This is a genomic window from Vibrio sp. Vb2131, assembly GCF_033338535.1.
GTDB lineage: Bacteria > Pseudomonadota > Gammaproteobacteria > Enterobacterales > Vibrionaceae > Vibrio > Vibrio alginolyticus.
In genome coordinates this window covers 62,175-88,496 of sequence record NZ_JAWOSW010000002.1, presented here as the reverse complement: position 1 = coordinate 88,496, position 26,322 = coordinate 62,175, and the positions used below count along the sequence as shown (strand labels likewise).

Sequence of the window (26,322 nt, the reverse complement as noted above, 5' to 3'; positions counted from 1 at the left end):
AGCTTGTCATACACTTCCTGATGTAACCCCGATATGTTGTTGAATTGGTAGGGTAAAACTGCTCTGGCGCTACACTAACGTAGCATTGTTTAACATAGCTTTGAGGAAAGTTTTATGGCGCTCACAAAAGCCGAACTGGCAGAAAACCTGTTTGATAAATTAGGATTTAGTAAGCGGGACGCCAAGGAAACGGTGGAAGTGTTCTTTGAAGAGATTCGTAAGGCACTGGAAAGTGGCGAACAGGTAAAACTGTCAGGTTTTGGTAACTTTGATCTTCGTGACAAGAATGAACGACCTGGTCGTAACCCGAAAACTGGTGAAGATATTCCAATTACTGCTCGACGTGTAGTGACTTTTCGCCCGGGTCAGAAGTTAAAAGCTCGTGTAGAAAACCTGAAGAAAGTACAGTAAGCCGAATAAATGGATCACGCTAAGGCGTGGTCTTTTTTTTGCGTAAAATTCGTGTGCATACAAATGAAAACCACCGCAATGCGGTGGTTTTTCTGTTTATGAGAGACGCCTAATGATATCGGTTACGCCGCTTCTAGATGCGTTGTTAAGTATGGTTGCCATGCTTGTTGGTACAAGTTCTTAGACTGTGTACGCATGTTGCGAATAGAGGCAAGCTCTATTTCGCTTAGCTCACGTTTTTCCAACATCGCTTGACGTTCTAGTTTCTGGATTTTTTCGTATAGGTCGTGTTCGGGACCGCTTTTTACATCTGCGATTGCTTTCAAGTGCAGTTGAACTTCGGCTACTAGGTTTGTTTTTGGTAAACGAACGAGCAAGTTCAAGTCTCTATATCCTGAAGGGCCAGGTTTTTTGAATCGATTTTTTACTTTCACAATCGTTGTTTCACGCTCTAACGTTTCATAAATGGAGACTAAGCTGGCCACGTCTTCAGCTACAATCGTTGCACGTGCTAGGTCAGTAATACGTTCAACTTTCCCACCTAATTCTAAAGCTATCTTTTCTTCTGCTCGTTGTTTGGATTTCACGCCTGCGAAGTATGGCTGAGCGTCATTAAGAAGTGCGGTACTCTTACAGATAGTTTCAAGTTCAAATTGTGCTTGGTGTGCTTTGCTGTAAAGAATGTCGAAGTCAGAATATGGCTGAGTTGGCGTGGTGTCGATTGACTGAATGCCGTATAAACCGCTAAGGCTGTGTTTAAAAAGTTTCGAACAAACTTCGTTTTGGCTGGTTGAACGATTTTGTTCGCCACTAGGTGCAGGGGTAATTGGAAGTGCGGCAAATGCCGGTGCACGGCTAAGTACCAAAAGCATCAATGCTGTAGTACGAAGAAATAAGCTCATTCACTCTCCTTAACTTGCTTGTACTTAGAAAATAGGGAACATAAAAGTCGCTAAGTTCGGCAAATCAGGTACTAACTTATAAATGGGGCCATTACGAAAGATTCCAAGGTTTCAGTTTTATCTTGAAGTAGAATCGTGCGTTAGATCACCATTTCTCTTTTCTTTATTCTGATTATCAGATAAAGGCGCGTCTCCTATGAGACCGATTACATCCTATCACCGCAGTATTAACCAAAGATGAACGGCATAGACAAATTGAAAAAAAACGTTAGTCTTACCTCTCAAAATGAAAACAGCCGACAAGTAGAAAGTAAAATGAGAGACCAAGAATTTTGGCATAACAAATGGGCCAGCAATCAAATCGGATTTCACTTGGAAGATGTAAACCCGCTATTACCAGTATATTGGAAACACACTAATCCAAAGCGTGAAGATAAAGTGTTAGTTCCTTTATGTGGAAAGTCAGAAGACTTGATTTGGCTAGCGATGAAGCATGATTCGGTTGAAGGTGTTGAGCTAAGCCATATTGCTGTGCGTGCCTTTTTTGCTGAACATTTTTACACGCCAACGGTAACGCCTCTTAATGGCATGCACGAGCTTTATCAATTTGATGAGCTCTCTATTTATACTGGGGACTTTTTCACTGCACCAGTATCTCAAGCCGATATCATTTATGATCGCGCCGCGTTGGTTGCTTTACCGCAAGATATGCGAGAGGAGTATGTAGAGCGTCTCAAGCAACTTTTGAACCCAGGCGGTCGTATTTTGCTTGTTACACTCAACTATCCTCAAGAAGAGATGGCGGGGCCTCCATTTAGCGTGCCGGTCGAAGAGATTGAGCAGTTATTTTCAGGTTACAAAGTTACTTGTTTGAACGTAGATGAAGCTGACGAGAATCATCCTAAAATTGCGAAAAAAGGCTTAAGTCGCTTCTCTGAAGAAGTGTACTTAATCGAGAGTGAATAGGCTCTCTTCGGTTTGGAACACGAAATAGCGCAGCAATTTGAGCTGCGCTATTTTTGTATGAGTGGTTCGTATTTAATAAATGATATTCACTTTTGAAGCACTTTCAACAGCATCTTGAACGGCTTCTTCGGCGGTTTTTCGTCGCGTAAGGACAACACCTAAACGGCGGCGACCATCGATTTCTGGCTTACCGAATAGACGAACTTGTGTTTGAGGTTGAGCTAAAGCTTTGCTTAGGTTTTCAAAGCGAATGTTTGTGGAAGTCCCTTGTCCAAGAATAACAGCAGACGCAGATGGGCCATATTGCACAATATTATTAATTGGCATTCCGGTAAACGCGCGCACGTGGAGAGCAAACTCAGACATTTCCTGCGAAATCATTGTAACCATACCCGTATCGTGAGGGCGAGGAGAGACCTCATTGAAAATGACTTTATCGCCTTTGACAAACAGCTCTACACCAAAGATGCCGTAGCCACCGAGCGCGTTTACCACTTTCTCAGCCGTGTATTCAGCTGCTTTTACTGCGTTTTCTGACATAGCTTGCGGTTGCCATGATTCGCGGTAGTCGCCATCTTCCTGACGATGACCAATTGGAGCACAGAAATGCACACCGTCAACGGCTCTGATGGTCAATAAAGTGATTTCGTAATCGAAGTCGATAAAACCTTCCACGATAACGCGACCTGCACCCGTACGCCCGCCTTCCTGAGCGTAATCCCATGCTTTTGTAACGTCGTCTTCGGTCTTGATAACACTTTGCCCTTTACCTGAAGAGCTCATCACAGGCTTCACCACGCACGGAATACCCACATGCTCAACCGCGGCTTTGAAGTCTTCAAAGTTATCTGCAAAACGATAAGGTGAAGTCGTCAATTCCAGTTCTTCTGCTGCCAAACGTCGGATACCTTCACGATTCATTGTTAGCCTGGTTGCCTTAGCGGTTGGAACAACATTCAGTCCTTTCTCTTCAAGCTCTACCAGTTTGCCGGTTGCGATGGCTTCAATTTCTGGTACGACGTAAGTAGGTTGTTCCTTCGTAATAACTTCTTCTAAGGCGTTCCCATCTAACATGTCGATAACATAACTACGGTGAGCGACTTGCATCGCTGGAGCATTGGCATAGCGATCACAAGCAATCACTTCTAAACCAAGTCTCTGGCATTCAATGGCGACTTCTTTACCGAGTTCGCCAGAGCCTAAAAGTAATACACGGGTAGCATTTGCGCTGGTTGCAGTGCCAAACATAGTGTTCCCTTACAAAATAGAGTGGTGAGACAGAAATTGCAGGAGATCATACTGAAGTTTTATGACAAAGCAAACGTTTGCTTTTGGTTTTTAGGCAATAAAAAAGCTCTACATGCCGTAGAGCTTTTTATACTGAAATTGTCGCTTATGCGTTGACAAAACTAAGTGGAATATCTGGATTCAACGCTTCTAACGTTGATTGCGTATCAGCCAAATGACTGATCTTGCCTTCTGAGTTTTCTACCAGAGCAGCGGCTTTGATATTGTCAAAAGTTTCACCCGCAAGTAGTACTTGGATCAGCGCAACTTGTAATGGCGGCAAGCTAGGGTTAAACGCCGCATTTTCCGCATAAGCACCTTGGAATACACGGCCGCTAGCCATTTCTAATGCTAAGCCACTCAAGTTGTTGGTGTATGGAGAGTGGCTCATGTTCATCGCTTCAACTGCACTTTGGATGAGTGCGTCTTCATCATCACATGAGAACTGGTGTTTAACTTCTGCCATTAAGCCGGACTCGATACCGAGATCGTTTGGTCCAAAGGCTTCAGGCAGGTATTCATGAAGTGACTTTTCTTCGCGTTCTGGGAGCTGGATTTTAAGCTCGTTTGCGGTAGATAACTCATTCATGAACTGGCGGCAGTGACCACATGGGCTGAAGTTGATAGTGATATCCTTAACACCACGTTCGCCTTTCATCCAAGCATGGCTAATCGCAGACTGCTCTGCGTGAACCGTTTGACCCAACTGTACACCAAAGAATTCCATGTTGGCACCGAAGTAAAGGCGACCTGAAAGACCACGAACGATAGCGCCGACATAAAAGTCAGAAAGGGGAGCATAGGAGTACGCTGCGGCAAAAGGAAGTAGCGCAACACGAAGCTCTTTGTCTGATAGACCGGTAGCTGAAAGCAACTGCTCAAATTGTTGAACTGAAAGCGTAGCATCAAAATCATCAGCTTGGATGATAGGAGCAAGTTGTTTGGAAAGTGCTTCTGGAGCGCCTGCTAGCGCCTGTTCAATGCGACTTTTCATGTTGAATCCTTGTTATTGCATGGACAGTTATTCTATGTGAAAGATAGAAATGTTCCGTGCGTTAGATCACGATAAATAATGCAATTGATAATTCTGTTACATAATTAGAGTGAGCTCACACATGTATTCGATTGCACAGGTGTGAAGCGTTATCTCCGTCTCACAATTAACCATATCAGTATATATTCATATGACCAAGGAGCAGGAGTATGTTACTAACGCGACTTTTACCGCTATGCTACTTTATGCCTACGTAATCTAGAGCGAGTAGTAGCACCTAGAATGCTAATGCTATGAATGTATATCTCGATCAAGTCCCTTCACGATATTACTGGGTGAGGTTGATAGATAAGATAGGGTTTTGAAAAGGGTAAGGAAGAAGCGGAAAGGCTACGGCCTGCCGGAAGGAGGGCAGACCGAGAGCGCTTAACTATTGATATAGCCAGACCGCCAAAGCAAAAAAACTTGGAGCCAAAATAGAAGTTATGATCCCACATAAAACCAATGCGAGTGATGAGAACGCGGCATCTATGGGCTGTTTCTCTGCACAAGTAGCGGTGCCTAAGGCATGAGAGACTGTACCCATTGTAAGACCACGTGCAATCGGGTGTTTAATTCCAATCAAGTTGTAAATTGGGTATGCCAAAATTGCGCCCAATAAACCGACAATCAGAACCAAGATCGCTGCAACGGCGGCTTCACCACCGAGGTGACTCGATATTTCCATCGCTATTGGTGTAGTGACGGATTTACCCACTAGACTCGCGATTAAACTGATATCCGCTTTGAAAGCGACTGCGATCAAGGTGGTTGTCATCATCGACATCACACTGCCTACTGTGCAAGCGAAAGTGATGATTCGCCAGTTTGCTTTAATTTGTGGTAGTTGTTCATATAGTGGATAAGCCAGAGCAACTACAGCAGGTTGAAGCAAAAAGCTAATTCCTTCGTTATCCGCATAATACGTTTCAAATGGCACATTTAAGTAAGTAAGCAAAGGAATGAGTACTGCGATACTGATCAGCAAAGGGTTTGCTAGAGGATTGTTCACTTTGATTGCGATTTGGCGAGCGATAAGAAAAACCGCAATGGTAACAACTAACCACATATCAGTGTTTCTCCTGTAGCAAGTAATCCAGCAGCCAAGCGAGGCTGACCAGTACAATGAGTGAACCGCCAACTGCGCTAGCAATGATAGGGAGGGCATTAGCGAGTAGCATATCGAAATGTTGCATTAATCCCACGCTAATAGGAACGAACAATAAGATCATATAGCGGATAAATAGCGTGGCGCCCGGTTTGACCCAGTCGACTTTTACAAGCCCAAGAGTCATGGAGAAAAACAGTACGAGCATACCGATGACACTTCCTGGAACGGAAACGCCAGTGAACTTTTGAATGGTAATTCCGATGCCAAGTGCTCCCATGATGAGGAAGATTGAAATGAGCAGTTGGATCAGTTGTAAGAATCGTTCTTTAATCATTTTGACAGTATATAAACAACAAGCACACCATAAGGTGCGCTTGTATTAGGAGGAGTTAGGAAGCTAAGCTCTCTACATAACGGTACACGGATTTTAATATCGCAATCTTCTTTTCGTCACTTTCATGTTCGTGAACTAAGTTTTCTAAATTCAGCATGTACTCTTCAATTTGGCTTTCAAACACTTCTCGACAGTGTAGTGCCCAGCGTCTTTGTTCTTGCTCGTCTAATGTGCCTGGGAAGTTACGCGCACGATAGCGGAACAATAGAGGTTTAATACGCTTGTCATCAAATTCAATGTCTAATGCAGCAAGATTATTCGGGTCGGTTTCTCGAATGATATCCATAGCTGCGCGATCAGCCGGAGAAAAGAACCCGTCGTAAAGCTGTGTATCGACGTCATCACTTTTATCGAATTTACGCTCGACGGAAAAGAGGCTAATCAGCTTTTCTCTAATTTCAGGATGTTGGCGCAACAAAGCGAGATTGGCGAGACATTGTTGGCGATCAATGCCAATAGACTCTGCATTTTCAGCCGTTAACGTTTTTGCAGGGGCGAGAATAGGGCATTTGTTCAAATGAACTAGTTTAACTGGCACTGGTAGCAATTCACCAAGATCTTCGCGCTTAGTGTAGAGTCTTTCGTGCAGCTCTTCTGCGGATAGCTCAAGAATAGGTTGAGGGTCTTTCGCTAAATCGATGGTGATAACGGCGTTATTATTGGTTGGATGCCAAGCAACAGGCACAATCCAGCTAGTGTACTGGCATTCGCGCCCTAGCATGCCTGAAACGTGCATCAACGGTGTCATGTTGACGATGTCGACTAAATCATTGAGCTTGCGCTTTTGGCGCATAGAAAAAAAGTAATCAAACAATTTTGGTTGCGCTGCTTTTACTTTCTTTGCCATTTCGATAGTCGCAACCACATCTGCCATGGCATCGTGCGCGTTACTATGTTCTATGCCGTTAGCCACAGACAAGTGTTCTAATTTAAAGCTAGTGAAGCCATCTTCGTTTTCTGGCCATTCTACGCCTTCTGGGCGAAGGGCATGGCACGCGCGTAGTACATCGAGTAAATCCCAACGTGAGTTACCGTTTTGCCAACTCCATGCGTATGGATCGATAAAGTTGCGATAACAAGTATAACGGGTCACTTCGTCATCAAAGCGAATGCTGTTGTAGCCTAAACTGGTAGTATTGGGTTTCGCGAGTTCAGCGTGAATCTTAGCGATAAACTCTGGCTCAGAAAGGCCTTCTTGAACCGTTTTTTGCGGAGTAATACCAGTAATAAGTGCAGCTTCAGGAGACGGAAGATAATCAGCAGGTGGCTGGCAGTACATGACTAAAGGCTCGCCGATGATATTAAAGTTTTCATCTGTACGAACACCAGCGAACTGGCTTGGGCGATCTTTCGCGGGGTTGGTTCCCCATGTCTCATAATCAAAGAAGAAAAAAGTGGGCTGATTATCTTGGTGCATTCTGCTTACCGTTTACAAAACCGATGACAGTATTAGACCATTCAACGCCTTGACTAGCAACGAAAGATGCAAGTTGAATTTTTGAAAATGAAAAAAGCCGATGGTGAACCATCGGCTTGATATTTTACGTTTTATCGCTTTGGAAGGAATTTGAGTTCTATGCTCGTGTTTCTTCCAATGTTGCTTCACTTTCTGGTGACTTCAGCACTCGGCTAGCAATTGTACCCGCAGTCATTGAACCTGAAACGTTTAGTGCGGTACGTGCCATGTCAATCAGTGGTTCAATAGAGATAAGCAGCGCCGCGATGGTCACAGGTAAGCCCATTGCAGGAAGAACAATCAAGGCTGCAAACGTCGCACCGCCGCCGACACCTGCAATACCAAATGAGCTGATGGTGATAATCGCAATCAATGACAGGATAAAGTGAAGATCCAGAGGGTTGATACCCATTGTCGGAGCTACCATCACTGCAAGCATTGCAGGATAGATACCCGCACAGCCGTTTTGGCCGATAGTGGCACCAAACGATGCTGATAGGTTTGCAATCGCTGGTGGAACGTTAAGCTTGGTGATTTGCGCTTCTACGTTTAGTGGGATCGTTGCTGCTGAGCTACGAGATGTAAACGCGAAGGTCAGTACAGGCCAGATTTTCTTAAAGTATTCCGCAGGGCTAACGCCGACAAAAGAGACTAATACACCGTGAACAACAAACATCAGTGCGATAGCAACATAAGACGCCACAATGAAGCCAAGTAGGTTTAAGATGTCGCCTGCGCTTGATGTCGCTACCACTTTTGCCATCAGTGCTGCGATGCCGTATGGCGTTAGCGCCATGATCATCTTCACTAATCGCATAACGATTGACTGAGCTGCTTCTACGAAAGTACGAATAGGTGATTCCAACTCTGCTTTTTCCATCATCACTTTACGAGCGGCGATACCAGTTAACACGCCGAAAATCACAACAGCGATAATTGATGTCGAGCGAGCACCTGTTAGATCAGCAAATGGGTTGGTTGGAATGAAGCTAACTAGCATTTGAGGAATAGTTAGGTCACTTACTGTACCAGCACGGCTTTCTAAAACGGCGATACGAGCGGTTTCACGCGCGCCTTCAGTTAAACCTTCTGCTGAAAGGCCAAATGTCGTTGTCACCAAGATACCGATAAGTGCAGCAATTGCAGTCGTTACTAGAAGAACAGAGATGGTCAGGCCAGAAATTTTACCTAATGATCCACCTTTCTCCAATTTAACAACTGCAGAGATCATCGATACCAATACTAGTGGCATGATGACCATTTTCAGTAGACCAACGTAGCCACTGCCTACAATGCCTACCCATTCAAGTGTTTGAGCAATAGCGCTGTTGCCTTCACCGTGAATGAGTTGCAAAGCAAGACCAAAAAGAGAACCGGTAACAAGACCGATCAAAACGAGACGTGAAAGAGTGTGTTTCTTTTGTTGTTGATTAAATAGAAAGAACAATATGCCAACAAAGACGGCTAGAGAGGCTATCACTGCAAAATTCATAATTTGACCTTATCAACCAGCCGAAGTGGCGGTTGTTTTTTATACGGGGTTTTATACGGATTTATTTATGGAGCGTAAGATAACGCTCGTGATATAACTTTAAAAATGACAAACGGGTATTAGCTAGATCTAAAATGAATATAAAAACGAGATCTAAGTCGCGTGAGAGTGTGAATTAGCACGTTAATTGTACAAAATGGTTATTCGTAGTGATGCAGTAAGTCACGCATTTCTTTCCTTTGTAAGTAAACCACCGAGTCTTCTTGATAACTGAAAAGTTGATAAATCATCGCTTTGGCGACATCTTCTGCTCGAATAGGTAAAAAGTTGGACAGTTTGCCTAGCATAAGTGGGCGAATTACCTTAAACAGAGTTTGTACTAACTTCTCGTCCATTCTTGGGTTTTGACGTTGACCAACAAGCGGGCCTGGGCGAACAAATACGATTTCCTCAAAATCCATAGCTTCGATTCGTTGTTCCATTTGTCCTTTACAAGCTAAGTAATGGGATGGCGATTTACTATTTGCACCGAGGCTAGAAACAACCGCAAGGCGTTTGACTCCGATTGTTTTCATTTGTTGGGCGACTTTGCACACCAGATCAACATCTACTCTACGCAAATTATCCTTACTGCCTGCTTGCTTAAGGGTCGTGCCTAAACAGATAAAGCCGATGGTTGGTGTTGGTTGGTTCTCATCCCATTGGTGGATAGAAAGGTCTGCATCAATGAGAGGAATAAGCTTGTTGTCCACATCTAGGACGCCATCGAGTGGGCGGCGAGAAAGATAATATAATGTTCCAACACCTGATTGATTAATGAGGTTTGCAATGACTTTTGAGCCTACTAAGCCAGTTGCACCGGCGATGATTGCGCAGGTGTTGTTATCCATATCTTTTCTCCTATATGGGAACATAGTCTAAGCTATTGTAGCGGATTTCAACGAGTTACTTATAATCTCGTGCAAGAAAGGTGAGACGCTCTGCGAACTCGGCAGACTATCCTGAGATAAACTTGATTAGCGCTGCCCCAATTGGATGCAAGTGTATACAATAGTGGGCGCGCAAAAACTGTCGCTGAACAAGACCTCTTGAACAACAGAACACCTCTCACCCAGACAACATCAAAGGAACGTAAAAAATGGATGACTCTTTTGCTGCGGAGATACAAGCACGCATAGATAACAAAACCAAACCCGTCGGTTCTTTAGGCTTATTGGAAAAGGTGGCACTGCAGTTAGCTCTTATTCAAAGTCAGAATAAACCTCAGCCAGTTGATTCCATCGCTATCTGCAAACCAAGCATGCTGGTATTTGCTGGAGATCACGGCGTTGCAGAGGAGGGTGTGAGCATTGCGCCAAGCGAAGTCACTCAGCAAATGGTGGCTAACTTTCTCGCTGGCGGCGCAGCCATCAACTGTTTTTGCGACATCAATGGCATTCAACTCAAAGTAATAGATTGCGGCATGTTGGCTCCTATTGATGTGCTTGTTCCAGAATTTAAAGCCCATCCCAACTTGGTTGAACAACGGTTGGGTAACGGTACGGCTAATTTTTCTAAACAATCCGCGATGTCCCCAGAACAAGTGGCGCTAGGTTTAGAATATGGTGCGAAGATTGCTGAGCAAACCATTTTGCATGGTTCAAACCTCTTGATGTTCGGCGAGATGGGCATCGGTAATACCAGTTCGGCCTCAGCACTGTTATCGGCGCTGAGCTCATTAGATATTGATTATTGTGTTGGCGTTGGCACTGGAATCAATCAACAGCAGTTGAGCCGCAAATATAAATTGGTAGCACAGGGGGTAAACCGATGTCGAGGTCTTGATACTAAAGCGATTCTTGCACAGGTTGGAGGTTTTGAAATCGTACAAATGGTGGGCGCTTTTTTAGAAGCCAAGCGGCTTAAAACTCCAGTTTTAGTGGATGGGTTTATCGTATCGGTAGCGGCTTATATTGCGACGTTGCTAGATGAAGAAACGCGTGAATACATGTTGTTTGCCCATCGCTCTGAAGAAAATGGACATAAATTTGTATTGGAACATCTTAAAGCAGAACCTCTGCTCGACCTTGGTTTACGGCTAGGGGAGGGAACAGGAGCCGCTCTTGCCTTACCCTTGTTAAAAGCTGCCGCTCAGTTTTACAACAAAATGGCGAGCTTCGAGAGTGCAGGAGTTACAGTATAGTGTCAGTCCCTGATAATTCTGAGAAAGTCACGCCGTCATCGTTAAGATACCAGTGGGAGTTATTTCTATTAGCTACCAGTTTTTTTAGCCGCTTACCCGTGCCCCAAGCGTTGCCTTACAGTGAAGAACGCATGAATCAGGCAGGCCGTTACTTTGCGTTAGTTGGTCTCGTGCTTGGAGCACTTTGCGCTTTGGTATTCTCGCTCACCTCAATTTTTTTCCCAGAGTCGGTTGCCATAGTATTAACGATGGTGTTTAGCTTATTGTTAACTGGGGCTTTTCACGAAGACGGCTTGACCGATATGGCGGATGGCATTGGCGGTGGCATGACCGTAGAGCGACGCCTCTCTATTATGAAAGACAGTCGTATTGGCACTTATGGTGCCGCCACTCTCATTATGGCGTTATTGGCTAAGTATGTTTTTTGGAGTGAACTGGCTAACTTGCCGCACTTTTGGTTGGTCATTGTCGTCGCTTACACCGCAAGCCGAGCACTAGCAGCGACGCTTATTTATGACATGCCTTATGTCAGTGACAGTGATACGTCGAAAAGTAAACCGCTAGCAAGTCGCCAGTCTTCTCTAGAAGTCTCCATTTTGTTGTTTACTGGTGGCGTAACATTGCTTGTGCTTGGTATCGCGGATGCGATCTTGATATCGCTTGTTCTCGTGGTATTTCGTTTGATGTTCAAACGTTGGTTAACCAAGAGAATTGGCGGCTTTACGGGGGATTGCCTTGGCGCAGCGCAACAGTTGTCGGAACTGCTTATTTATCTCACTATGATTGGGTTGTATCACTCCTCATGAAGCAATTGATACTCGGTGGCGCGCGCTCTGGGAAGTCGCATTTGGCAGAAAAAACAGCTAAGCAATTATCGGTCGCTTCTCATCGATCATTACACTATGTTGCAACCGCGCTGCCATTTGACCAAGAAATGCGAGAGCGAATAGCGCATCATCAAAAGCAACGCGGGGGCGAGTGGCAAGAGCATGAATGCCCCCTTCATTTATCTGAGTTACTGACAAATTTCTCTAACACCGATGTTGTACTGGTCGATTGTTTAACCTTGTGGCTCAATAATTGGATATTTGAGTTAGGTGATGAATGTTCCAATGAGAAGCTAGAAGCAGAAATTGAAAAGCTTATACAGGTGGTACGTGGCTCAGATGCGACGTTAATATTCGTCTCTAACGAGGTTGGAATGGGCATTGTACCTTTGGGGGCAGTTAGTCGTTATTTTGTGGATAATGCAGGACGGATGAATCAAAAACTAGCCAGTGTTTGCCATCGCGTTACCTTTGTTGCTGCTGGTTTGCCGTTGGTTCTTAAAGAGTAGGATGGAACAAAATGAAAACACTCAATATCTATCTTGTGCGTCATGGAAAAGTAGACGCTCTACCAGGACTCCATGGCCAAACAGATGTAAAAGTTACGCCTGCTGATCAAGAGAGTATTGCTCGGGCTTGGGCCGAGAGTGGACGAGGTGTGGGTGGAATAATTACTTCTCCGCTTTCACGTTGTCAAGAACTGGCAAACATCATTGCTGAACAGCAATTATTACCAGTAATGACGGATGAGTCTTTACAAGAGATGGCATTTGGTGATTTTGATGGTATGCCTTTTGATATGCTCACTGAGCAGTGGAAAAAGCTAGATGCTTTTTGGCAATCGCCAGCACAACATACGTTGCCGAATGCTGAGAGCTTAAGCACATTTTCTGAGCGCATATGTCGCGTTTGGTCTCAAATCATCAACGATATCAATGACAATCTACTTATCGTCACGCATGGTGGCGTCATTCGTATGATTCTTGCTCATGTATTGGAGTTAGATTGGCGTAACCCAAAGTGGTATTCGACGTTGTCGATAGGAAACGCTTCTGTCACGCATGTAACAATTACCATAGATGAGCAAATTTACGCCTCGGTGCGTTCGATTGGCGTACCTCTTTTAACTCGTTAATTTATAAATATTAAAATGCCTAAAGCGATATTGCTTATGGGCATAGTCACGGAAGATGTCAGTGGAAGCCCATCTGCTAGGTGCAGGAAGCGAAAATTGACTCAGTTACATAAAAAGGAAATATAGAAATGACAACGCCGAGTTGGGATTTGTCCATCGTTTATAACGACCTTTCTGACCCACGAATTCAAGACGATATTGCTCTTGTGGAACAATGTATTGATCTTTTGAATAAACAATCAGCAGATTGTGGCAACGTAGAGATCATGCAAAATGCGATTTTAACCAATGAAGCCGCGAGTCGTTTAGCGGGCACAGTTGCAAATTTTGCGAGTTGTTATGCTTCTGTTGATGCAACAAACGCCGAAGCGAAATCGTTACTTGGTAAAATGACCCGCATCTTTTCGGAGCTTTCCCAAGCGTTCAGTCCCTTTGATTTGACATTAACTCATGCCGACGAAGAGTTTATCTTGCGCGTGTTAGACCATGAGAATCCTGATATCAGTGGGCAAGCTTTTTCTATCTTGAATTCTAGAAAGTTGGCGGATAATCGTCTTAGCAACGCAGAAGAACAGTTACTGGCTGCGATGAGTGTGGATGGCAAATCGGCTTGGGGTAACCTATACGATAACCTGACTGGCTCATTGAAAGTGAAGCTTGAGTACACAGATGGTAATAGTGAAGAGCTTGGGTTTTCTCAAGCGGCAAGCATTCTTTATGGTTCTGAATTCGAGCGTCAAGAAGCCGCGTGGCGAGGCGTACAAGATGCAATGCAAACGCACCAAGAATCATTCGCTGCGATTTTGAATGCGTTAGCAGGATGGCGCTTAACTGAAAACAAAAAGCGTTCTACGAAGCGTGAAGTTCACTTCCTAGAGCCGAGTTTGCATGGTAGCCGAATCCAAGCTGAAACTTTAAATGCGATGATGACCGTAGCCAAAGACAGTCGAGCTATTGGTCAGAAAGCGGGTTTATTGATGGCGCAAGTACATGGTCTGGATGAGATGAAACCTTGGAATCATCTGGCGGCTATGCCTGCTTTGAGCGGTGAAGCGAAGGTTTACGACTTTGATGAAGCGATTGATGTTATTTGTGAAGCATTTGAAACAGTAAACCCTGAGATGTCGGAGTTTGTCCGTTTGATGGTACAAAATGGTTGGATTGATGCCGCGCCAAATGCTAACAAGCGTCTTGGCGCATACTGCACCAAACTGCCAGCAACGCGAACACCACTTGTGTTTATGACTTGGAGTGGCAGCCGTTCAGACCTTATGACTCTGGCACATGAACTTGGCCATGCGTTCCATAACTGGGTTATTCGTGATTTGCCACTTTGCCAAACTTACTACCCAATGACGTTAGCAGAAACCGCCTCTATCTTTGCAGAAAACATCGTTCGTGATCATTTGATTTCGAAAGCTGAGAGCGTTGATGAAAAGCTCGAGATGTTGTGGGAAGAGTTGTCATCTGCGCTAGCTTTAATGATCAACATTCCGGTTCGCTACGAGTTTGAAAAATCGTTTTATGAACGCCGCCAGGATGGAGAGTTAACCGCAGATGATTTCTGTGAGTTGATGTCAGAAACTTGGAAAGAATGGTATGGCGACGTAATGAGCGAACCGGATCCGTACTTCTGGGCAAGCAAGCTGCACTTTTCTATTGATAGCGTGAGTTTTTATAACTACCCATACCTATTTGGTTTCTTGTTTAGCAAGGGTATCTATGCACAGCGAGAAACCAAAAGCGAAGCGTTTTACACCGATTACATCAATTTGCTGCGCGATACAGGCTGCATGATGGCGGAAGATGTCGTCGAAAAGCACCTGTCGATGGATTTAACCCAGCCAACGTTTTGGCAGCAGAGTGTTGAGCTAGTGCGTGAAAAAGTCGATGAGTTTGAGCGTTTGCTCGCACAGCGCGGCTAAGTTTTTCGCAGTGTTGATGCATAATCTGCTTTATAGCTACAAAAATTTGATCAAATCATAATGATCTTAATCAGGGCTGTGGTAAAGTTCACAGCCCTAACACTTTGTAATTGTTTGAAAATTAAACGCCTCAATGCTTGATTTGAGTGCCTGGCGCGAAAAGGCATCGGATTTTCGAGGGAAATAGTGATTTCTACTCATAAGTGAGATCGCAGCAACAAAAATCCTTTGTACAATTTATTAACATATCCGCCGTGCTATTAAGGAGTAACGCATGACGAAGTCTCTCTTTCGCCAATCGTTTTTAACTGACACGTTAGATGTTCATATTGATGTTGCACCAGCGGAGCAGGTGCTTTCTAGCGGTGTAAAACTTAAACTCTATCAGCGTGGTGTATTAGAAGTAATCCCTGCGAATTATACTCAGGATACGAAGAACATCATCATCTCTTGTGGGGTTCACGGAGATGAAACCGCACCGATGGAGCTGGTGGATTCCATTATTCAAGACATAGAATCTGGGTTCCAGACGGTCGATACCCGTTGTCTGTTCATTATCGCTCACCCAGAATCCACTCTGGCGCACACGCGATTCCTCGAAGAAAACCTCAACCGTCTGTTTGACGAAAAAGAACATAAACAGACAAAAGAGCTTGTTATCGCCGATACACTTAAGCTGCTTGTTCGAGATTTTTATCAGGATACCGACCCGACAACACGCTGGCACCTTGATTTACACTGCGCGATTAGAGGCTCGAAGCACTATACGTTTGCAGTAAGTCCTAAGACTCGTCATCCTGTGCGCAGCAAGGCATTGATCGATTTCTTGGACAGTGCACACATTGAAGCTGTGCTCCTGTCAAACTCACCATCGAGCACGTTTAGCTGGTACAGTGCCGAGAACTTTGGTGCGCAGGCTCTCACAATGGAGCTTGGACGCGTGGCTCGTATTGGTGAAAATGACCTCGATAAACTGACCGCGTTTGATTTGTCTTTACGTAATTTGATTGCGGAAACGAAGCCAGAACACCTACCAAAACCATGCATTAAGTATCGCGTAAGTCGCACAATCGTTCGTTTGAACGAAGACTTTGACTTTATGTTCGACGATAATGTTGAAAACTTCACCTCATTTGTTCACGGCGAAGTGTTTGGTCATGATGGCGACAAACCATTAATGGCGAAGAATGAAAACGAAGCGATTGTCTTCCCGAACCGCCACGTCGCAATAGGTCAACGTGCAGCTCTGATGGTTTGTGAAGTGAAAACCCGTTTTGAAGAGGGTGAGTTGGTTTACGATTAATCCAACATTGCTTTGAGAAGTTAATTGCAATTTACCGAGGCTTAACTGTAAGGTTAAGCCTCGTTTGTTTTTATCGGCCGCTATGGATTTTCAACAACTTATCCTGAACAAGGAACGACGCTGGCAACGTAACCTGATGGTTATGTCGATCGTGCTCGCTGTACTCTCTGCCATTCACTTGATGGTCGGAGAAATTTTCCTTTCTCCTTTTCAATCCTTATCTGCATTTGAACAGAAGTTATTGGTGGACTTGCGTTTACCGAGGTTAGTGTCTGCGGCAATTATTGGTGCTGCGTTAGCGGTATCTGGCGCGACGTTACAAGTGTTGCTTGGGAACGTGTTGGCTGAACCTGGCGTGCTCGGTATATCTGGTGGTGCAAGCTTAGCAATGGTCTTAATCATGTTCGCGTCACCTGTTCTTCCTACCCCGATTGTTTTTATGTTGGCAGCGATTGCAGGCTCGATGGTCTTCACGTTTGTTTTGGTGGCGATAGCAAGGGCAATGCACCTGACGACGGCTCGATTGCTTTTGGTTGGGGTCGCATTGGGTATTTTATCGAGCGCGATTGTGACGTGGGCTTTTTACTTTAGTGATGATCTTAGCTTACGCCAACTGATGTATTGGTTAATGGGCAGTATTGGCGGTGCGAGTTGGTATCAACATACCGTTACCTTGGTGATGTTACCGGTGCTCATCTGGTTATGTTGTAAAGGCAAATCGCTTGATAGATTGATGCTGGGTGAGATTCATGCGACCCAATTGGGTGTCGATGTGCATCAAATGCGTTGGAAATTGATCCTCGCCATTTCTGTTTTGGTGGGTAGTTCAGTCGCTTTGGGTGGCATCATCAGTTTTGTTGGTTTGGTGGTGCCGCACTTGTTGCGTTTGGCTTTTGGTACGGAAAACCGTTATTTATTGCCACTTTCTGCAATATCTGGTGCTGCGTTGCTTGTATTTGCTGACATCGGCGCAAGACTGTTATTGGACTCCGCAGAGTTACCTTTAGGTGTCATGACAACATCGATTGGCGCACCTATTTTCATCTGGATGCTGGTGAAGAGTCATGATGCACGTTAAACATATGTCGGTTGGTAGTCGATTATTGCCTCTTTCTTTTGAATGCAAAGCTGGCGAAATCGTACATATCGTTGGGCCTAATGGTTCCGGTAAGAGTACTTTATTGGCTGCGATTTCTGGTACGTTAAGTCACCGAGACGGTATGAGTGGTGAAGTGTACGTTGGCAACAAAAACTTGCTTACTTTACCGTTGTCAGAGCAAGCTCATGTTCGAGGTTATTTGTGTCAGCAATCGCGCCCAGCGTTTAATGTTGATGTGTTTCAGTATCTCGCTTTATCTCTGCCAAGTGGTGCTGAGATTGCGGATATCAAAGTGCGTGATGCCGTCAATATGGTGGTGGAGCTGGTACAACTGCAAGATAAGCTTCATCGCAGTATTCAAACATTATCCGGTGGTGAGTGGCAGCGTGTCCGATTAGCAGGTGTATGTTTGCAGGTGTGGCGTACCATTAATCCTTTTTCGCAGTTTTTAATTTTGGATGAGCCAGCAGCACCGTTAGATATTGCGCAAGAGGGTCTGCTCTATCAATTGATTAACGCTATGGCGGCGCAGGGAATTGGAGTATTGGTTGCTAATCACGATCTCAATCGCACATTAAAGCACGCAGATAAAGTATTGCTGCTTAACAACGGTGTGCTGCACTCATCAGGAAATGCCGATACTGTGCTAACGGAAGAAGCTCTCGGGGAAGTGTTCAATACTCAAGTCAAAAAGGTCATCGTAGATGAGCAACCTTATTTAATCTTTGATTAGTATTTAGGGACAATAAAAAACGACCTACTTGAGGTCGTTTCTTTAATCGAGAAAGCCAAACTTAACGCTTACTGAGTTAACGGTTTTAGATCTGCTGGGCGGTAGTAAACAGATTTGAGTACTTTGCCTTTACGAATGGTTTTACCTTCCGATACGAAATCTTCGGCGCATTTCGCGATGATGTATTCACCTTTCTGCACCGCCATCAACTTGATGCCTTGTTCTGCGTAGAATGCTTCTGTTTCTGAGTACTCTTGCTCGTTACGGCATACTTTGCTCATGTTGCTTGAGTGTACTTCATCCCAGCAAGGAATAAACTCGATACCACGGTTTACCGCAACGTTTAATAGAAGATCAATTAAGTAGCTGATCGCCAGGTTGTCTTCTACTTTGCTGTGGCCAAGATGAACGAGACGGCCCATTAATACATACACGCTGTCTACGATGGCATCTGCTTGCTCAGTTTTACAATCTGCTTCTGCTAGCTCTGTTAGCTCTTCGATCGCCAAAGAGGTATGTAGTGTATCTGCTTGTGCATCAAGGCTTGCAGCGTCTGCGACTGGTAAGTCGAACGTACTACGGAACTCGGTGATATCACGGTATAAGTGATCAAAAATCTCTTGGGTTAGCTTTGACAGTTGCATTCTAATTTCCATTGAATCGATTGAAGCGGCAATGATACCAAACCGCACTTTGAACCCCAAGGGCATTGCATCTAACTGGTGATAAATCTGCCTTTGGGGAATGGTGGTGCTTAACGAAATAGGTAAGGGAACAGCTTTTTACGTTCTTCCTCTGAAAGGGCGGAAACACGAGCGATGTTCGTATCGGGAATGGATTCAGGATCAGGATAGTGTTTTAGTACCTTTTCCATACTCTCTTCGCGAATCAAATGGAAGATCGGGTAAGGAGAACGATTGGTCAGGTTTTCGTCGTCTTCAGGCCTTGCGCCGCCAAAACAGTAATCAGGATGGAAAGTCGCTACTTGGAAAATACCTTCCCAGTTTTGCTGCTTAATTAATCCTTCAACCCAATCTATGCAAAAGTTGTAGTCCCAGAAATCTTGTAGCATGTTGGGAACCACAACCAACGTGGTCTCAAGTTGTTCGGGCTCTGTGTTACTCAGCTCAATCAGTTGCAATAAAATATCTTCAAGAAGCGTTTCTTCTTGAGTCGCTTCACTAACAAAGATTTTGATTTGTTTATTACGTTGCGGCTTGGCAGCAAACGGACAAAGGTTGAGACCGATTACTACATCGTTGAGCCATTGATCGACCTGTTGAGTGATCGCTTCGATATCTGTGTTTTGTGTTGAACGCGTTGACATACGACTTTCTGGTTTTTATTAAAGTAGCGCAAGCATAGCAGAGTTGGTTATCCAAGTAACCAGAGAGGTATTACGCAAATGAGCGTACCTTAGCTACTCTTTAAACTCGCAGCGTCAGGTGTTTGGTCAGTGTGCTTTCTTTCGGCAATGTGTTTCAAATACGCAATCGCAGCAAACATCGCTAGGTAGACTGCGCTTCCCCCCATAAGAACACTCGACCAACCACCATGTTGCCAACAATAAAGAAGTAAGAATCCTCCCAAACTACCGCCTACATAGTAGTGTACTAAGTAGAGCGCAGTCGCGGTGGCTTTGGCGCGAGTGGCATTCTGACCGACCCAACCGTAGGCGAGGGTATGAGTAAAGAAGGCACCAAAACTTATCAGCAACAACCCAAATAGCATTGCAGTCAAGCTTTCAACCGCCGCAATCCACATCCCCGTCATGCTCACTATCGCGCCCAAGAACATGCCGAGGATTGATGAATAACGTTTACTCCAGTGGCCTGCGCAACGAGAGGAGAAAGTTCCTCCCAAGTAACAAATAAAGATCAGTGAGGCCAACCCGACGGGCACATTGTGAGGTTCACTCACCAGACGGAACCCCATTACGGAGTAAAGGTTGACGAACAAAGCAAAGTTGAGTCCTCCTATCAGCATCGCGAACCACACGCGTTGGTTTTTAAAATGACCAATAAGCGCACGATTTTGATGGCGCAAGCTGCTTGATGACGGGGTGAAGTTGCGCTGTGTTGGCAATAAATAGTGAACGCCAATGACACCAAGAAGAGTGAACACCATCATAACTTCAATGGCAACATCAACATTGAAATTGTCCGCCAATAAGCCGCCGCTAATACGTCCTGCAATACCGCCTAATGAGTTAGCCGCAATGTACGTTCCAATTGCCATCGAGAAAGCGTGCTTGTCGAGCTCTTCTGCCATGTAAGCCACGGCGACCGCAGCAAAAGCGGCGAGCGCGACACCGATCAGTGCTCGACATACCACCAAAAACAGGAATGAGTCACCAAACAGCATCAAAGCGGAAAGGGTAGGAATCGAAAACAGACCAGCCATCATGACTGGCTTTCGTCCCACTGATTCTGACAACACAGCCATCGGAACGAGGCTAAAAGAGAGAGCGAGTGTTGAGGCCGCAAATAACCAGTTCACTTGCGTTTCTGAGATCGTGAAAATTTGGGCAAAAGTGGGCAGCATTGGCTGTAGTAGGTATAAATTTGAAAAAACTAAGAAGGAACCAAGCGCTAGCGAGAGCGTAATGCGTTTGTATTCCGGTGTGCCAAAACTGACCATGAATCCTGCCTAATGTGAGCAAATGGAGAGACTGTGATCAATCTATCAGTTCGTTATAAATTAAAAAAATATATTAAAAATATGGACACCATATATTTTTGATCTAATGGAATCGAAACAACTTAAACATTTTCTGGCGGTCGCTGAACATGGAAATATTACCCATGCGGCGAAAGCCCTGCATATTGCCCAGCCCGCATTAAGCATTTCTATCAAAAAGTTTGAGCAGTCTTTGGGCGTTACCCTATTTCGCCGTGATGATAAAAAAATCAGCTTAACGAAAGAGGGCGAAACGCTACTTATACATGCCAAGCGGGTGATTCAACAGTTGCACGACGCGCAGCTCGCGATTGATGAGTTGAAAGGCTTAGCGAAAGGCGAAGTAAGGCTCGGGACGCCATCAATGATGGGCAGTTATTTCTTTCCACGAATTGTGATGGCGTTTAAAAGCCAGTTCCCGGAGTTAAAATTGACCTTGGTCGAAGCTGGGACTCAATCGATTCGTCGTATGCTGCTCAATGGTCAACTCGATATCGGTGTGATCAGTTGTGATAACGTGCCTGATGACCTAGAAACTGACCATTTGTTTACTAGCCAAATGGTCGCAGTTGTTTCACCTGAGCATGAGTTAGCCCAGCGAGACGCTCTTACTTTTGATGAGTTCTTTGAACACGATTTGGTTATGTTTCAGCATGGCTATTTTCACCGTGAATTTTTGGATCAGGTGAGTGAGGAGCATGGGTTTACCATGAAGTCATCATTCGAGACCAACTTACTGCCTTTGATTTTGAGTATTGTGAAACAAGAGTTTGCGATTACCGCGTTACTGGAATTGGTGACTCAACATGAGTCGGGCGTTGTTGGCCTACCGTTTGAACCACCCGTTACGCTGGATCTGGCACTTGCTTGGCGCAAGCAGGGGTACTTATCAATAGCAGATCGAACGTTTATCGACTTTATCAAGCGCTACGTTTAAATGCAGCGCAGATTCATCGTCCGAGCACTAGTCGCCTTTGTACATCTTCTCGAAGTTCTTTGGGTTCCAGCCAATCATTACCCGATCACCAATTTTTAAAACAGGCACTGAACGAGCACCAAGCGCATCAAGTTCTTTGCGACCGCGTTGCATCTTAGCATTGCACAAACGATAGTTAATATTTTTCGAATCCAGATAACGTTGAGCATCTTTGCAGTGAGGGCATTTATCTTTGACGTAAAGAACGACACGTTTCATTGAATTTCTCTCCATTATCATTGGGAGGCGAAGTTTAACGGCCTTTCGTCATAAATGAAAGGCGAAAGCTAAGGTGAAACTGTCCTTTATCTCAGGTATATTGAGCGCCTTTATTTTGTCATAACAGACGTTAACTCTATGCATCCGTCACTTCGATACATTCAAGGCTACCCACAAAACATCGTAGAGCAGGTGAGCTCATTGATAGCGAGTGGCAAGTTTGTTCCTTGGTTCGAAAAACGTTATCCCGATAGGCACCAAATCAAAAGCGAAAGGGCGCTCTATGAGTACGCCATGGCAATCAAAAACCGCTACATGAAGAAAGCCGCGCCAATCAGTAAAGTTGTCTACGATAAGAAAATTCACGCGGTAAACAACGCGCTTGGCTTGCACAGTGTAATCAGTAGAAACCATGGCGGTAAGCTGAAGTCGAAAAACGAGATTCGCATTGCCAATGTATTTAAGGATGCGCCCGAGCCACTATTAAGAATGCTGGTGGTACATGAGTTGGCGCATACTCGTGAGAAAAACCACGACAAGGCGTTTTATCAGCTATGTTGCTATATGGAGCCTGAGTATCATCAACTCGAATTTGATGCTCGTTTGTTTATGATTTACCTCGATTTAAAAGCGAATTTGAATGAAGAACAATAATCACAACGCGAAGCAAGCAAAGCCTAAGGCTTCAATGGCGGGTCAGAATAAAGACGCGAATAAAGCCAAGCCGAAGCGTGTTAAAGACAAAGTTGCGCGCAAATCCCCTCAGCCTGCAGGAAAGAGCGAAGTCGAGTTCATAAAAATAGCGAAGAATGGTTTGCATGAGCGTAATGTTCATCGAGGTCGTTACGATTTTAAAAAACTCGTGGAAAGTGAACCACAGTTAAAGCCATTCGTTATCAAAAACCCGAAAGGGGAAGACTCCATAAACTTCTCTGATCCTGACGCTGTTAAAATTCTCAATAAAGCATTGCTTGCTGCGTATTATGGTATCGAGTTCTGGGACATTCCCGACACCTACCTTTGCCCACCGATTCCGGGCCGCGCTGATTACATTCACCGAGTGGCAGAACTACTTGATGGTGAAGTAAAAGGTCAGTACGCGCACCAAAAAGTGAAAGCGTTGGACATTGGCGTGGGAGCAAACTGTATTTATCCGATTGTTGGTGTAACAAAATACGGTTGGCACTATACGGGCAGCGATGTCGATCCAAAATCCATCCAATCGGCTCAAACGATCGTAGAGCACAATCGTGCTTTGACGGGAAAAATTGCACTGGTACAGCAACACAATGATGCCAATATTTATCTAGGTATCATTCAACCGAATGATCGTTATGATGTGACGACATGTAATCCGCCATTCCACCGTTCGGCGGAAGATGCCGCTATGGGCAGCCAGCGTAAAATCGATAATCTAAAAGCAAACCAGCGTAAGAAAGGACTAAAACCTCAAACCACACAAGTAAAGACAAGTAAGCCGGCGTTGAATTTTGGCGGTCAAAACGCTGAATTGTGGTGTGAAGGTGGAGAAGCGGCGTTTATCCGAAAAATGGCGAATGAAAGCCAAGCTTTTGCCGCGCAGGTCTTGTGGTTTACAACACTCATATCCAAAAAAGACAACGTTCGCCCGATGCGCAAGCAGCTTGAAAAATTGGGTGTGAAAGCCATTCGTGTGGTTGAAATGAGTCAAGGACAGAAAGTGAGCCGCTTTGTAGCTTGGTCATACATGGATAAACAACAGCGTAAAGCATGGATGGAATTAAAGTAACGTTGACCGTTTCACACTGAGCAATAAAGTAGAAAGCCCGCTGATATCAGCGGGCTTCTCTTTTGGAGAGTTCTAAAACTTAATGATGGGCTCACAATCTAGTGAACTGAGAGAGACAAAAGTATCTGTTTTGGCGTAGTACAAGCCACAGGTTTCACCTCTTATCTGCAACGTATATTGGTCTGGAAGATCCGTATAGCTGCCATCCAGCAGTTGATTGTTGTTACCTTTTACTCGTCCTTTTTCAATCAACAAATGCGGTGAGGATTCAAATACGTTATTTGCGATTCTAGGTGCTGGTGTCCCTTGGATTTCTGCGATCGCGTTTTGAATTTCTATGACTGTTTCCGGAGAGTTCTTTTTACTCAATGCTTCAACGGGTTCTTGTGACATAGCTTGACATCCTATCAAAGAAATCGAAGTGCCTAGGAAAAGCGCAACCCGAATCAGCATTCGTAAAAAGTTAGTTGATCTCAACATGAATTGCCTCTGTTCGTAGCGGAGAGCGAAGATCGCTTAACTCCGGAGATGAAATGTTACGCGGCATGGCGTTGAAACTTGAAGGGGATACTGGCGGACAGGTTCCTGTTTCCATGTAGTTTAGCGCCGCAGAAAGCATACCTTCAGACGGATCGCCTAATGGTTTTGTTAGGTCATCATTGACCCAGCAACCTTCCACTCTATTGTTTAAGCCTAGCTCGGTATTGATTTGGCTCTTTGGAGTAGGAATAAAACCATCAGCGAAGTCGCCAAATTTTTTCTCGTTCGCCGACTTGAACTGAATAGTGTAGTACATAGTGCCGCAGTTTTGTTCTGGTGAGAACCCATACGGTTTACCTGTGGTTGTTGAACCTATTTGGATAACCTCCACATCAATGCCGCGCAAAGCGTTGATTAGCAGTTCACTTGAGGAAGCCGTGCCTCCTGAAGTCAGCACATATACGCGCTTTTTGTTCAGTGTCGGAAGCACTTGATCCGAATATTTCTGTGCTGCCCAGTCTATTGCTAGATTCGTAAAGCGATAGATGTTATCCCCATCTTTAATGGTACGCATCACTTTGTCATTATGAATCAACTCACTGAAGACTCGGTTCTGACCAGCACCGCTTAGCATGTAGCCTACTTGCGAGGACTGAAGGACTAAGCCACCGCCGTTGTAACGTAAATCAACGACGATCTCGTCAACATTCTCTGCTGAGAGCGTACTGAACGCCTCAATAAGCGGGGCTTGAGCGCTTGGTTCAAAGGAGTTGTATTGCAGATAGCCGATCCGCATACCATTTTGTGTAATCACTTTGGCATTTTTAACTGGAGAGGTCATGACATCAGAGGCGGTAAGCGTCACGGTTTTCTCTAGACCGCCAACACTCTCAAATGTGAAGGTGTAATCTTGATTGATGTCAGGGTTAAAGAGCGTTTTATTAATAAAATCAATGTCGGACTGACTACCGGTGTTAACCACATCAATATTATTGATTTTCAGAAGCTTATCACCACGAGCAATGCCGCTTCTATCAGCTGGCGAGGCTTCTTCAGTGTAGGAAATACGAACGTCTCGAGGTTGTACGCCACGTAGGAATGCCCAGTTAAAACCAAATCCAGCAACTAAACCGGATTGCGATGATTTCATATCATCCTCATAAGGGACGGTAAAATGGAAGCGATCTTTTGGTTTACCCTTCGCGGTAGTAGCAGAGGTGACCAGCGTATTGAAGTAATCAGTAACAGTTTTGTAGTTTGCTGGATTATTATCAGGAACCTCGTCATACCATAGATACGTTTCGTTAGTAAAAGCTCTTAAAAAGAGTTTTTCGTGTAATGCAGAGCCCAATTTATCTGGATAGGCGGCATAGTTGTCATATGGGTCCAGTCCGACGCGGGGCGTTTCACATTGGTTGATAAACGTTTTCGACGGTTGGCTAAAATCATGAACTTTCCACGTTGGACCGTTTGCACTGCTAGTGGACGGAGTAGGTGATGAGCTATCACCGCCACCACCGCCACAGCCTTGTAATAATGCGAGAGTGACTGCCGTTGCTAAAGAATACTTAAATTTCACTTTTCTATGTCCTTATAAATAATAGAATTATAATTATGTGTTTTGCTTTTGTTTTTATTAGCTAGGTGAATGTATTAATTTAATTTGTTCGTCTGCAAATTTATAGTTAAATAGTGTGAGGTAAATAACGTAAAAAAGTTGTCTTTTATACTTAAGCTAAATTAGTCATTACTTAAGTTTTCTGTCTATTTCAAAAGAGCTAACAAGACAATTAATAAGTGTGAAATTAAGACAAGTTCTTAGTTGACTAAGCGACGCTTGCTAAATAAAAAATCAGAATTAGGTTTGGGAATCGCATTGAATCAATAGTTTGGTAGGGATATATGATGTTATCTCGGGGGTGTTTGATTTATTTATCTGATGCT

General features: G+C 44.4%; 27 protein-coding genes. 13 read left to right on the top strand and 14 right to left on the bottom strand.

Annotated features, from left to right (window positions below; translation table 11 throughout):
- Positions 1-114 precede the first annotated feature (114 nt).
- Positions 115-411 carry an integration host factor subunit alpha gene (gene ihfA / locus R7E38_RS02555; protein ID WP_005377899.1) on the top strand — a complete coding sequence of 99 codons (297 nt, stop codon included), beginning with the start codon at positions 115-117 and terminating at the stop codon, positions 409-411.
- Between the two features lie 122 nt (positions 412-533).
- Here the strand turns inward: ihfA and R7E38_RS02550 are convergent, their stop codons facing one another.
- Positions 534-1,313 carry a phosphoribosylglycinamide formyltransferase gene (locus tag R7E38_RS02550; protein ID WP_017821825.1) on the bottom strand — a complete coding sequence of 260 codons (780 nt, stop codon included), beginning with the start codon at positions 1,311-1,313 and terminating at the stop codon, positions 534-536.
- A gap of 315 nt (positions 1,314-1,628) precedes the next feature.
- On the opposite strand from R7E38_RS02550, the gene R7E38_RS02545 reads away from it, so the two are divergent.
- Positions 1,629-2,279, top strand: coding sequence for a thiopurine S-methyltransferase (locus R7E38_RS02545; protein WP_021707633.1), 651 nt, complete (start codon positions 1,629-1,631; stop codon positions 2,277-2,279).
- Between the two features lie 72 nt (positions 2,280-2,351).
- Here the strand turns inward: R7E38_RS02545 and purT are convergent, their stop codons facing one another.
- From purT to R7E38_RS02510, 7 genes are all read right to left on the bottom strand, one after another.
- Entirely contained in the window at positions 2,352-3,527 is a 1,176-nt protein-coding gene (gene purT, locus R7E38_RS02540; protein ID WP_226082928.1) for a formate-dependent phosphoribosylglycinamide formyltransferase, read from the bottom strand.
- 145 nt (positions 3,528-3,672) lie between these two features.
- A complete protein-coding gene (gene cdd, locus R7E38_RS02535; RefSeq protein ID WP_138939958.1) occupies positions 3,673-4,560 on the bottom strand; it encodes a cytidine deaminase in 888 nt (295 codons plus the stop codon).
- Positions 4,561-4,990: 430 nt separating this feature from the next.
- Positions 4,991-5,668 carry an LrgB family protein gene (locus R7E38_RS02530; protein ID WP_005385454.1) on the bottom strand — a complete coding sequence of 226 codons (678 nt, stop codon included), beginning with the start codon at positions 5,666-5,668 and terminating at the stop codon, positions 4,991-4,993.
- Position 5,669: 1 nt separating this feature from the next.
- Entirely contained in the window at positions 5,670-6,044 is a 375-nt protein-coding gene (locus tag R7E38_RS02525) for a CidA/LrgA family protein (protein ID WP_005385452.1), read from the bottom strand.
- A gap of 55 nt (positions 6,045-6,099) precedes the next feature.
- Entirely contained in the window at positions 6,100-7,521 is a 1,422-nt protein-coding gene (sbcB, locus tag R7E38_RS02520; protein WP_085569561.1) for an exodeoxyribonuclease I, read from the bottom strand.
- Positions 7,522-7,678: 157 nt separating this feature from the next.
- Complete coding sequence (locus R7E38_RS02515; RefSeq protein ID WP_005377885.1) at positions 7,679-9,052, bottom strand: L-cystine transporter; 1,374 nt, start codon at positions 9,050-9,052, stop codon at positions 7,679-7,681.
- Positions 9,053-9,252: 200 nt separating this feature from the next.
- The gene (locus tag R7E38_RS02510) at positions 9,253-9,942 is read right to left on the bottom strand and encodes an NAD(P)H-binding protein (RefSeq protein ID WP_053350419.1); all 690 of its coding nucleotides are present in this window, start codon (positions 9,940-9,942) and stop codon (positions 9,253-9,255) included.
- A 248-nt stretch (positions 9,943-10,190) separates the two neighbouring features.
- On the opposite strand from R7E38_RS02510, the gene cobT reads away from it, so the two are divergent.
- The 8 genes from cobT (at position 10,191) to btuD (ending at position 18,256) form a co-directional block, all read left to right on the top strand.
- The gene (gene cobT, locus R7E38_RS02505; RefSeq protein WP_226082933.1) at positions 10,191-11,234 is read left to right on the top strand and encodes a nicotinate-nucleotide--dimethylbenzimidazole phosphoribosyltransferase; all 1,044 of its coding nucleotides are present in this window, start codon (positions 10,191-10,193) and stop codon (positions 11,232-11,234) included.
- A complete protein-coding gene (locus R7E38_RS02500; protein WP_054576446.1) occupies positions 11,234-12,040 on the top strand; it encodes an adenosylcobinamide-GDP ribazoletransferase in 807 nt (268 codons plus the stop codon). Before cobT ends, R7E38_RS02500 begins: the two co-directional genes overlap by 1 nt.
- Positions 12,037-12,570 (top strand): bifunctional adenosylcobinamide kinase/adenosylcobinamide-phosphate guanylyltransferase, encoded by a 534-nt coding sequence (gene cobU / locus R7E38_RS02495; protein ID WP_226082934.1) that lies wholly within the window; start codon positions 12,037-12,039, stop codon positions 12,568-12,570. The genes R7E38_RS02500 and cobU overlap by 4 nt, the downstream gene beginning before the upstream one ends.
- 11 nt (positions 12,571-12,581) lie before the next feature.
- Positions 12,582-13,196 carry an alpha-ribazole phosphatase family protein gene (gene cobC / locus R7E38_RS02490; RefSeq protein WP_182016176.1) on the top strand — a complete coding sequence of 205 codons (615 nt, stop codon included), beginning with the start codon at positions 12,582-12,584 and terminating at the stop codon, positions 13,194-13,196.
- A 128-nt stretch (positions 13,197-13,324) separates the two neighbouring features.
- Positions 13,325-15,121 carry a M3 family oligoendopeptidase gene (locus R7E38_RS02485; RefSeq protein ID WP_226082935.1) on the top strand — a complete coding sequence of 599 codons (1,797 nt, stop codon included), beginning with the start codon at positions 13,325-13,327 and terminating at the stop codon, positions 15,119-15,121.
- Positions 15,122-15,395: 274 nt separating this feature from the next.
- Positions 15,396-16,424, top strand: coding sequence for a succinylglutamate desuccinylase (locus R7E38_RS02480; RefSeq protein WP_017820882.1), 1,029 nt, complete (start codon positions 15,396-15,398; stop codon positions 16,422-16,424).
- An 82-nt stretch (positions 16,425-16,506) separates the two neighbouring features.
- Positions 16,507-17,502 (top strand): vitamin B12 ABC transporter permease BtuC, encoded by a 996-nt coding sequence (gene btuC, locus R7E38_RS02475; RefSeq protein ID WP_005377877.1) that lies wholly within the window; start codon positions 16,507-16,509, stop codon positions 17,500-17,502.
- A complete protein-coding gene (btuD, locus tag R7E38_RS02470; RefSeq protein WP_080960060.1) occupies positions 17,489-18,256 on the top strand; it encodes a vitamin B12 ABC transporter ATP-binding protein BtuD in 768 nt (255 codons plus the stop codon). Before btuC ends, btuD begins: the two co-directional genes overlap by 14 nt.
- Before the next feature lie 68 nt (positions 18,257-18,324).
- Here the strand turns inward: btuD and R7E38_RS02465 are convergent, their stop codons facing one another.
- The 3 genes from R7E38_RS02465 to R7E38_RS02455 all read right to left on the bottom strand — a co-directional run bounded on the left by R7E38_RS02465 (position 18,325) and on the right by R7E38_RS02455 (position 20,896).
- Positions 18,325-18,900 (bottom strand): nucleoside triphosphate pyrophosphohydrolase family protein, encoded by a 576-nt coding sequence (locus R7E38_RS02465; protein WP_005397767.1) that lies wholly within the window; start codon positions 18,898-18,900, stop codon positions 18,325-18,327.
- 110 nt (positions 18,901-19,010) lie between these two features.
- Entirely contained in the window at positions 19,011-19,583 is a 573-nt protein-coding gene (locus R7E38_RS02460) for a DUF1415 domain-containing protein (protein ID WP_017633946.1), read from the bottom strand.
- An 89-nt stretch (positions 19,584-19,672) separates the two neighbouring features.
- A complete protein-coding gene (locus tag R7E38_RS02455) occupies positions 19,673-20,896 on the bottom strand; it encodes an MFS transporter (RefSeq protein WP_005377873.1) in 1,224 nt (407 codons plus the stop codon).
- Positions 20,897-21,002: 106 nt separating this feature from the next.
- Here R7E38_RS02455 and R7E38_RS02450 point away from each other — a divergent pair, with 106 nt between their 5' ends.
- On the top strand, positions 21,003-21,872 hold the full coding sequence (locus tag R7E38_RS02450; protein ID WP_005377872.1) for a LysR family transcriptional regulator: 870 nt from the start codon (positions 21,003-21,005) through the stop codon (positions 21,870-21,872).
- Positions 21,873-21,899: 27 nt separating this feature from the next.
- On the opposite strand, the gene R7E38_RS02445 is transcribed toward R7E38_RS02450, so the two are convergent.
- Complete coding sequence (locus tag R7E38_RS02445; protein WP_005377871.1) at positions 21,900-22,130, bottom strand: glutaredoxin family protein; 231 nt, start codon at positions 22,128-22,130, stop codon at positions 21,900-21,902.
- 138 nt (positions 22,131-22,268) lie between these two features.
- Here R7E38_RS02445 and R7E38_RS02440 point away from each other — a divergent pair, with 138 nt between their 5' ends.
- Complete coding sequence (locus R7E38_RS02440; protein WP_005377870.1) at positions 22,269-22,784, top strand: M48 family metallopeptidase; 516 nt, start codon at positions 22,269-22,271, stop codon at positions 22,782-22,784.
- Positions 22,771-23,898, top strand: a complete 1,128-nt coding sequence (rlmF, locus tag R7E38_RS02435; RefSeq protein ID WP_226082937.1) for a 23S rRNA (adenine(1618)-N(6))-methyltransferase RlmF — start codon at positions 22,771-22,773, stop codon at positions 23,896-23,898. The genes R7E38_RS02440 and rlmF overlap by 14 nt, the downstream gene beginning before the upstream one ends.
- A 72-nt stretch (positions 23,899-23,970) precedes the next feature.
- On the opposite strand, the gene R7E38_RS02430 is transcribed toward rlmF, so the two are convergent.
- Both R7E38_RS02430 and R7E38_RS02425 read right to left on the bottom strand, forming a co-directional pair.
- Positions 23,971-24,291, bottom strand: coding sequence for a hypothetical protein (locus R7E38_RS02430; protein ID WP_005397755.1), 321 nt, complete (start codon positions 24,289-24,291; stop codon positions 23,971-23,973).
- Positions 24,292-24,361: 70 nt separating this feature from the next.
- Positions 24,362-25,957 carry a S41 family peptidase gene (locus tag R7E38_RS02425; RefSeq protein ID WP_053350409.1) on the bottom strand — a complete coding sequence of 532 codons (1,596 nt, stop codon included), beginning with the start codon at positions 25,955-25,957 and terminating at the stop codon, positions 24,362-24,364.
- Between the last annotated feature and the right edge of the window lie 365 nt (positions 25,958-26,322).

Bases quoted from the DNA above. Each gene is read 5' to 3' on its own strand.
- cobT (WP_226082933.1), top strand. From the start codon at position 10,191: ATGGATGACTCTTTTGCTGCGGAGATACAAGCACGCATAGATAACAAA.
- R7E38_RS02460 (WP_017633946.1), bottom strand. From the start codon at position 19,583: ATGTCAACGCGTTCAACACAAAACACAGATATCGAAGCGATCACTCAA.
- btuC (WP_005377877.1), top strand. From the start codon at position 16,507: ATGGATTTTCAACAACTTATCCTGAACAAGGAACGACGCTGGCAACGT.
- R7E38_RS02450 (WP_005377872.1), top strand. From the start codon at position 21,003: ATGGAATCGAAACAACTTAAACATTTTCTGGCGGTCGCTGAACATGGA.
- R7E38_RS02485 (WP_226082935.1), top strand. From the start codon at position 13,325: ATGACAACGCCGAGTTGGGATTTGTCCATCGTTTATAACGACCTTTCT.
- cobU (WP_226082934.1), top strand. From the start codon at position 12,037: ATGAAGCAATTGATACTCGGTGGCGCGCGCTCTGGGAAGTCGCATTTG.
- R7E38_RS02480 (WP_017820882.1), top strand. From the start codon at position 15,396: ATGACGAAGTCTCTCTTTCGCCAATCGTTTTTAACTGACACGTTAGAT.
- sbcB (WP_085569561.1), bottom strand. From the start codon at position 7,521: ATGCACCAAGATAATCAGCCCACTTTTTTCTTCTTTGATTATGAGACA.
- R7E38_RS02465 (WP_005397767.1), bottom strand. From the start codon at position 18,900: ATGCAACTGTCAAAGCTAACCCAAGAGATTTTTGATCACTTATACCGT.
- R7E38_RS02455 (WP_005377873.1), bottom strand. From the start codon at position 20,896: ATGGTCAGTTTTGGCACACCGGAATACAAACGCATTACGCTCTCGCTA.
- purT (WP_226082928.1), bottom strand. From the start codon at position 3,527: ATGTTTGGCACTGCAACCAGCGCAAATGCTACCCGTGTATTACTTTTA.
- R7E38_RS02440 (WP_005377870.1), top strand. From the start codon at position 22,269: ATGCATCCGTCACTTCGATACATTCAAGGCTACCCACAAAACATCGTA.
- cdd (WP_138939958.1), bottom strand. From the start codon at position 4,560: ATGAAAAGTCGCATTGAACAGGCGCTAGCAGGCGCTCCAGAAGCACTT.
- ihfA (WP_005377899.1), top strand. From the start codon at position 115: ATGGCGCTCACAAAAGCCGAACTGGCAGAAAACCTGTTTGATAAATTA.
- R7E38_RS02545 (WP_021707633.1), top strand. From the start codon at position 1,629: ATGAGAGACCAAGAATTTTGGCATAACAAATGGGCCAGCAATCAAATC.
- btuD (WP_080960060.1), top strand. From the start codon at position 17,489: ATGATGCACGTTAAACATATGTCGGTTGGTAGTCGATTATTGCCTCTT.
- R7E38_RS02510 (WP_053350419.1), bottom strand. From the start codon at position 9,942: ATGGATAACAACACCTGCGCAATCATCGCCGGTGCAACTGGCTTAGTA.
- R7E38_RS02515 (WP_005377885.1), bottom strand. From the start codon at position 9,052: ATGAATTTTGCAGTGATAGCCTCTCTAGCCGTCTTTGTTGGCATATTG.
- rlmF (WP_226082937.1), top strand. From the start codon at position 22,771: ATGAAGAACAATAATCACAACGCGAAGCAAGCAAAGCCTAAGGCTTCA.
- R7E38_RS02530 (WP_005385454.1), bottom strand. From the start codon at position 5,668: ATGTGGTTAGTTGTTACCATTGCGGTTTTTCTTATCGCTCGCCAAATC.
- R7E38_RS02525 (WP_005385452.1), bottom strand. From the start codon at position 6,044: ATGATTAAAGAACGATTCTTACAACTGATCCAACTGCTCATTTCAATC.
- R7E38_RS02445 (WP_005377871.1), bottom strand. From the start codon at position 22,130: ATGAAACGTGTCGTTCTTTACGTCAAAGATAAATGCCCTCACTGCAAA.
- R7E38_RS02430 (WP_005397755.1), bottom strand. From the start codon at position 24,291: ATGTCACAAGAACCCGTTGAAGCATTGAGTAAAAAGAACTCTCCGGAA.
- R7E38_RS02550 (WP_017821825.1), bottom strand. From the start codon at position 1,313: ATGAGCTTATTTCTTCGTACTACAGCATTGATGCTTTTGGTACTTAGC.
- cobC (WP_182016176.1), top strand. From the start codon at position 12,582: ATGAAAACACTCAATATCTATCTTGTGCGTCATGGAAAAGTAGACGCT.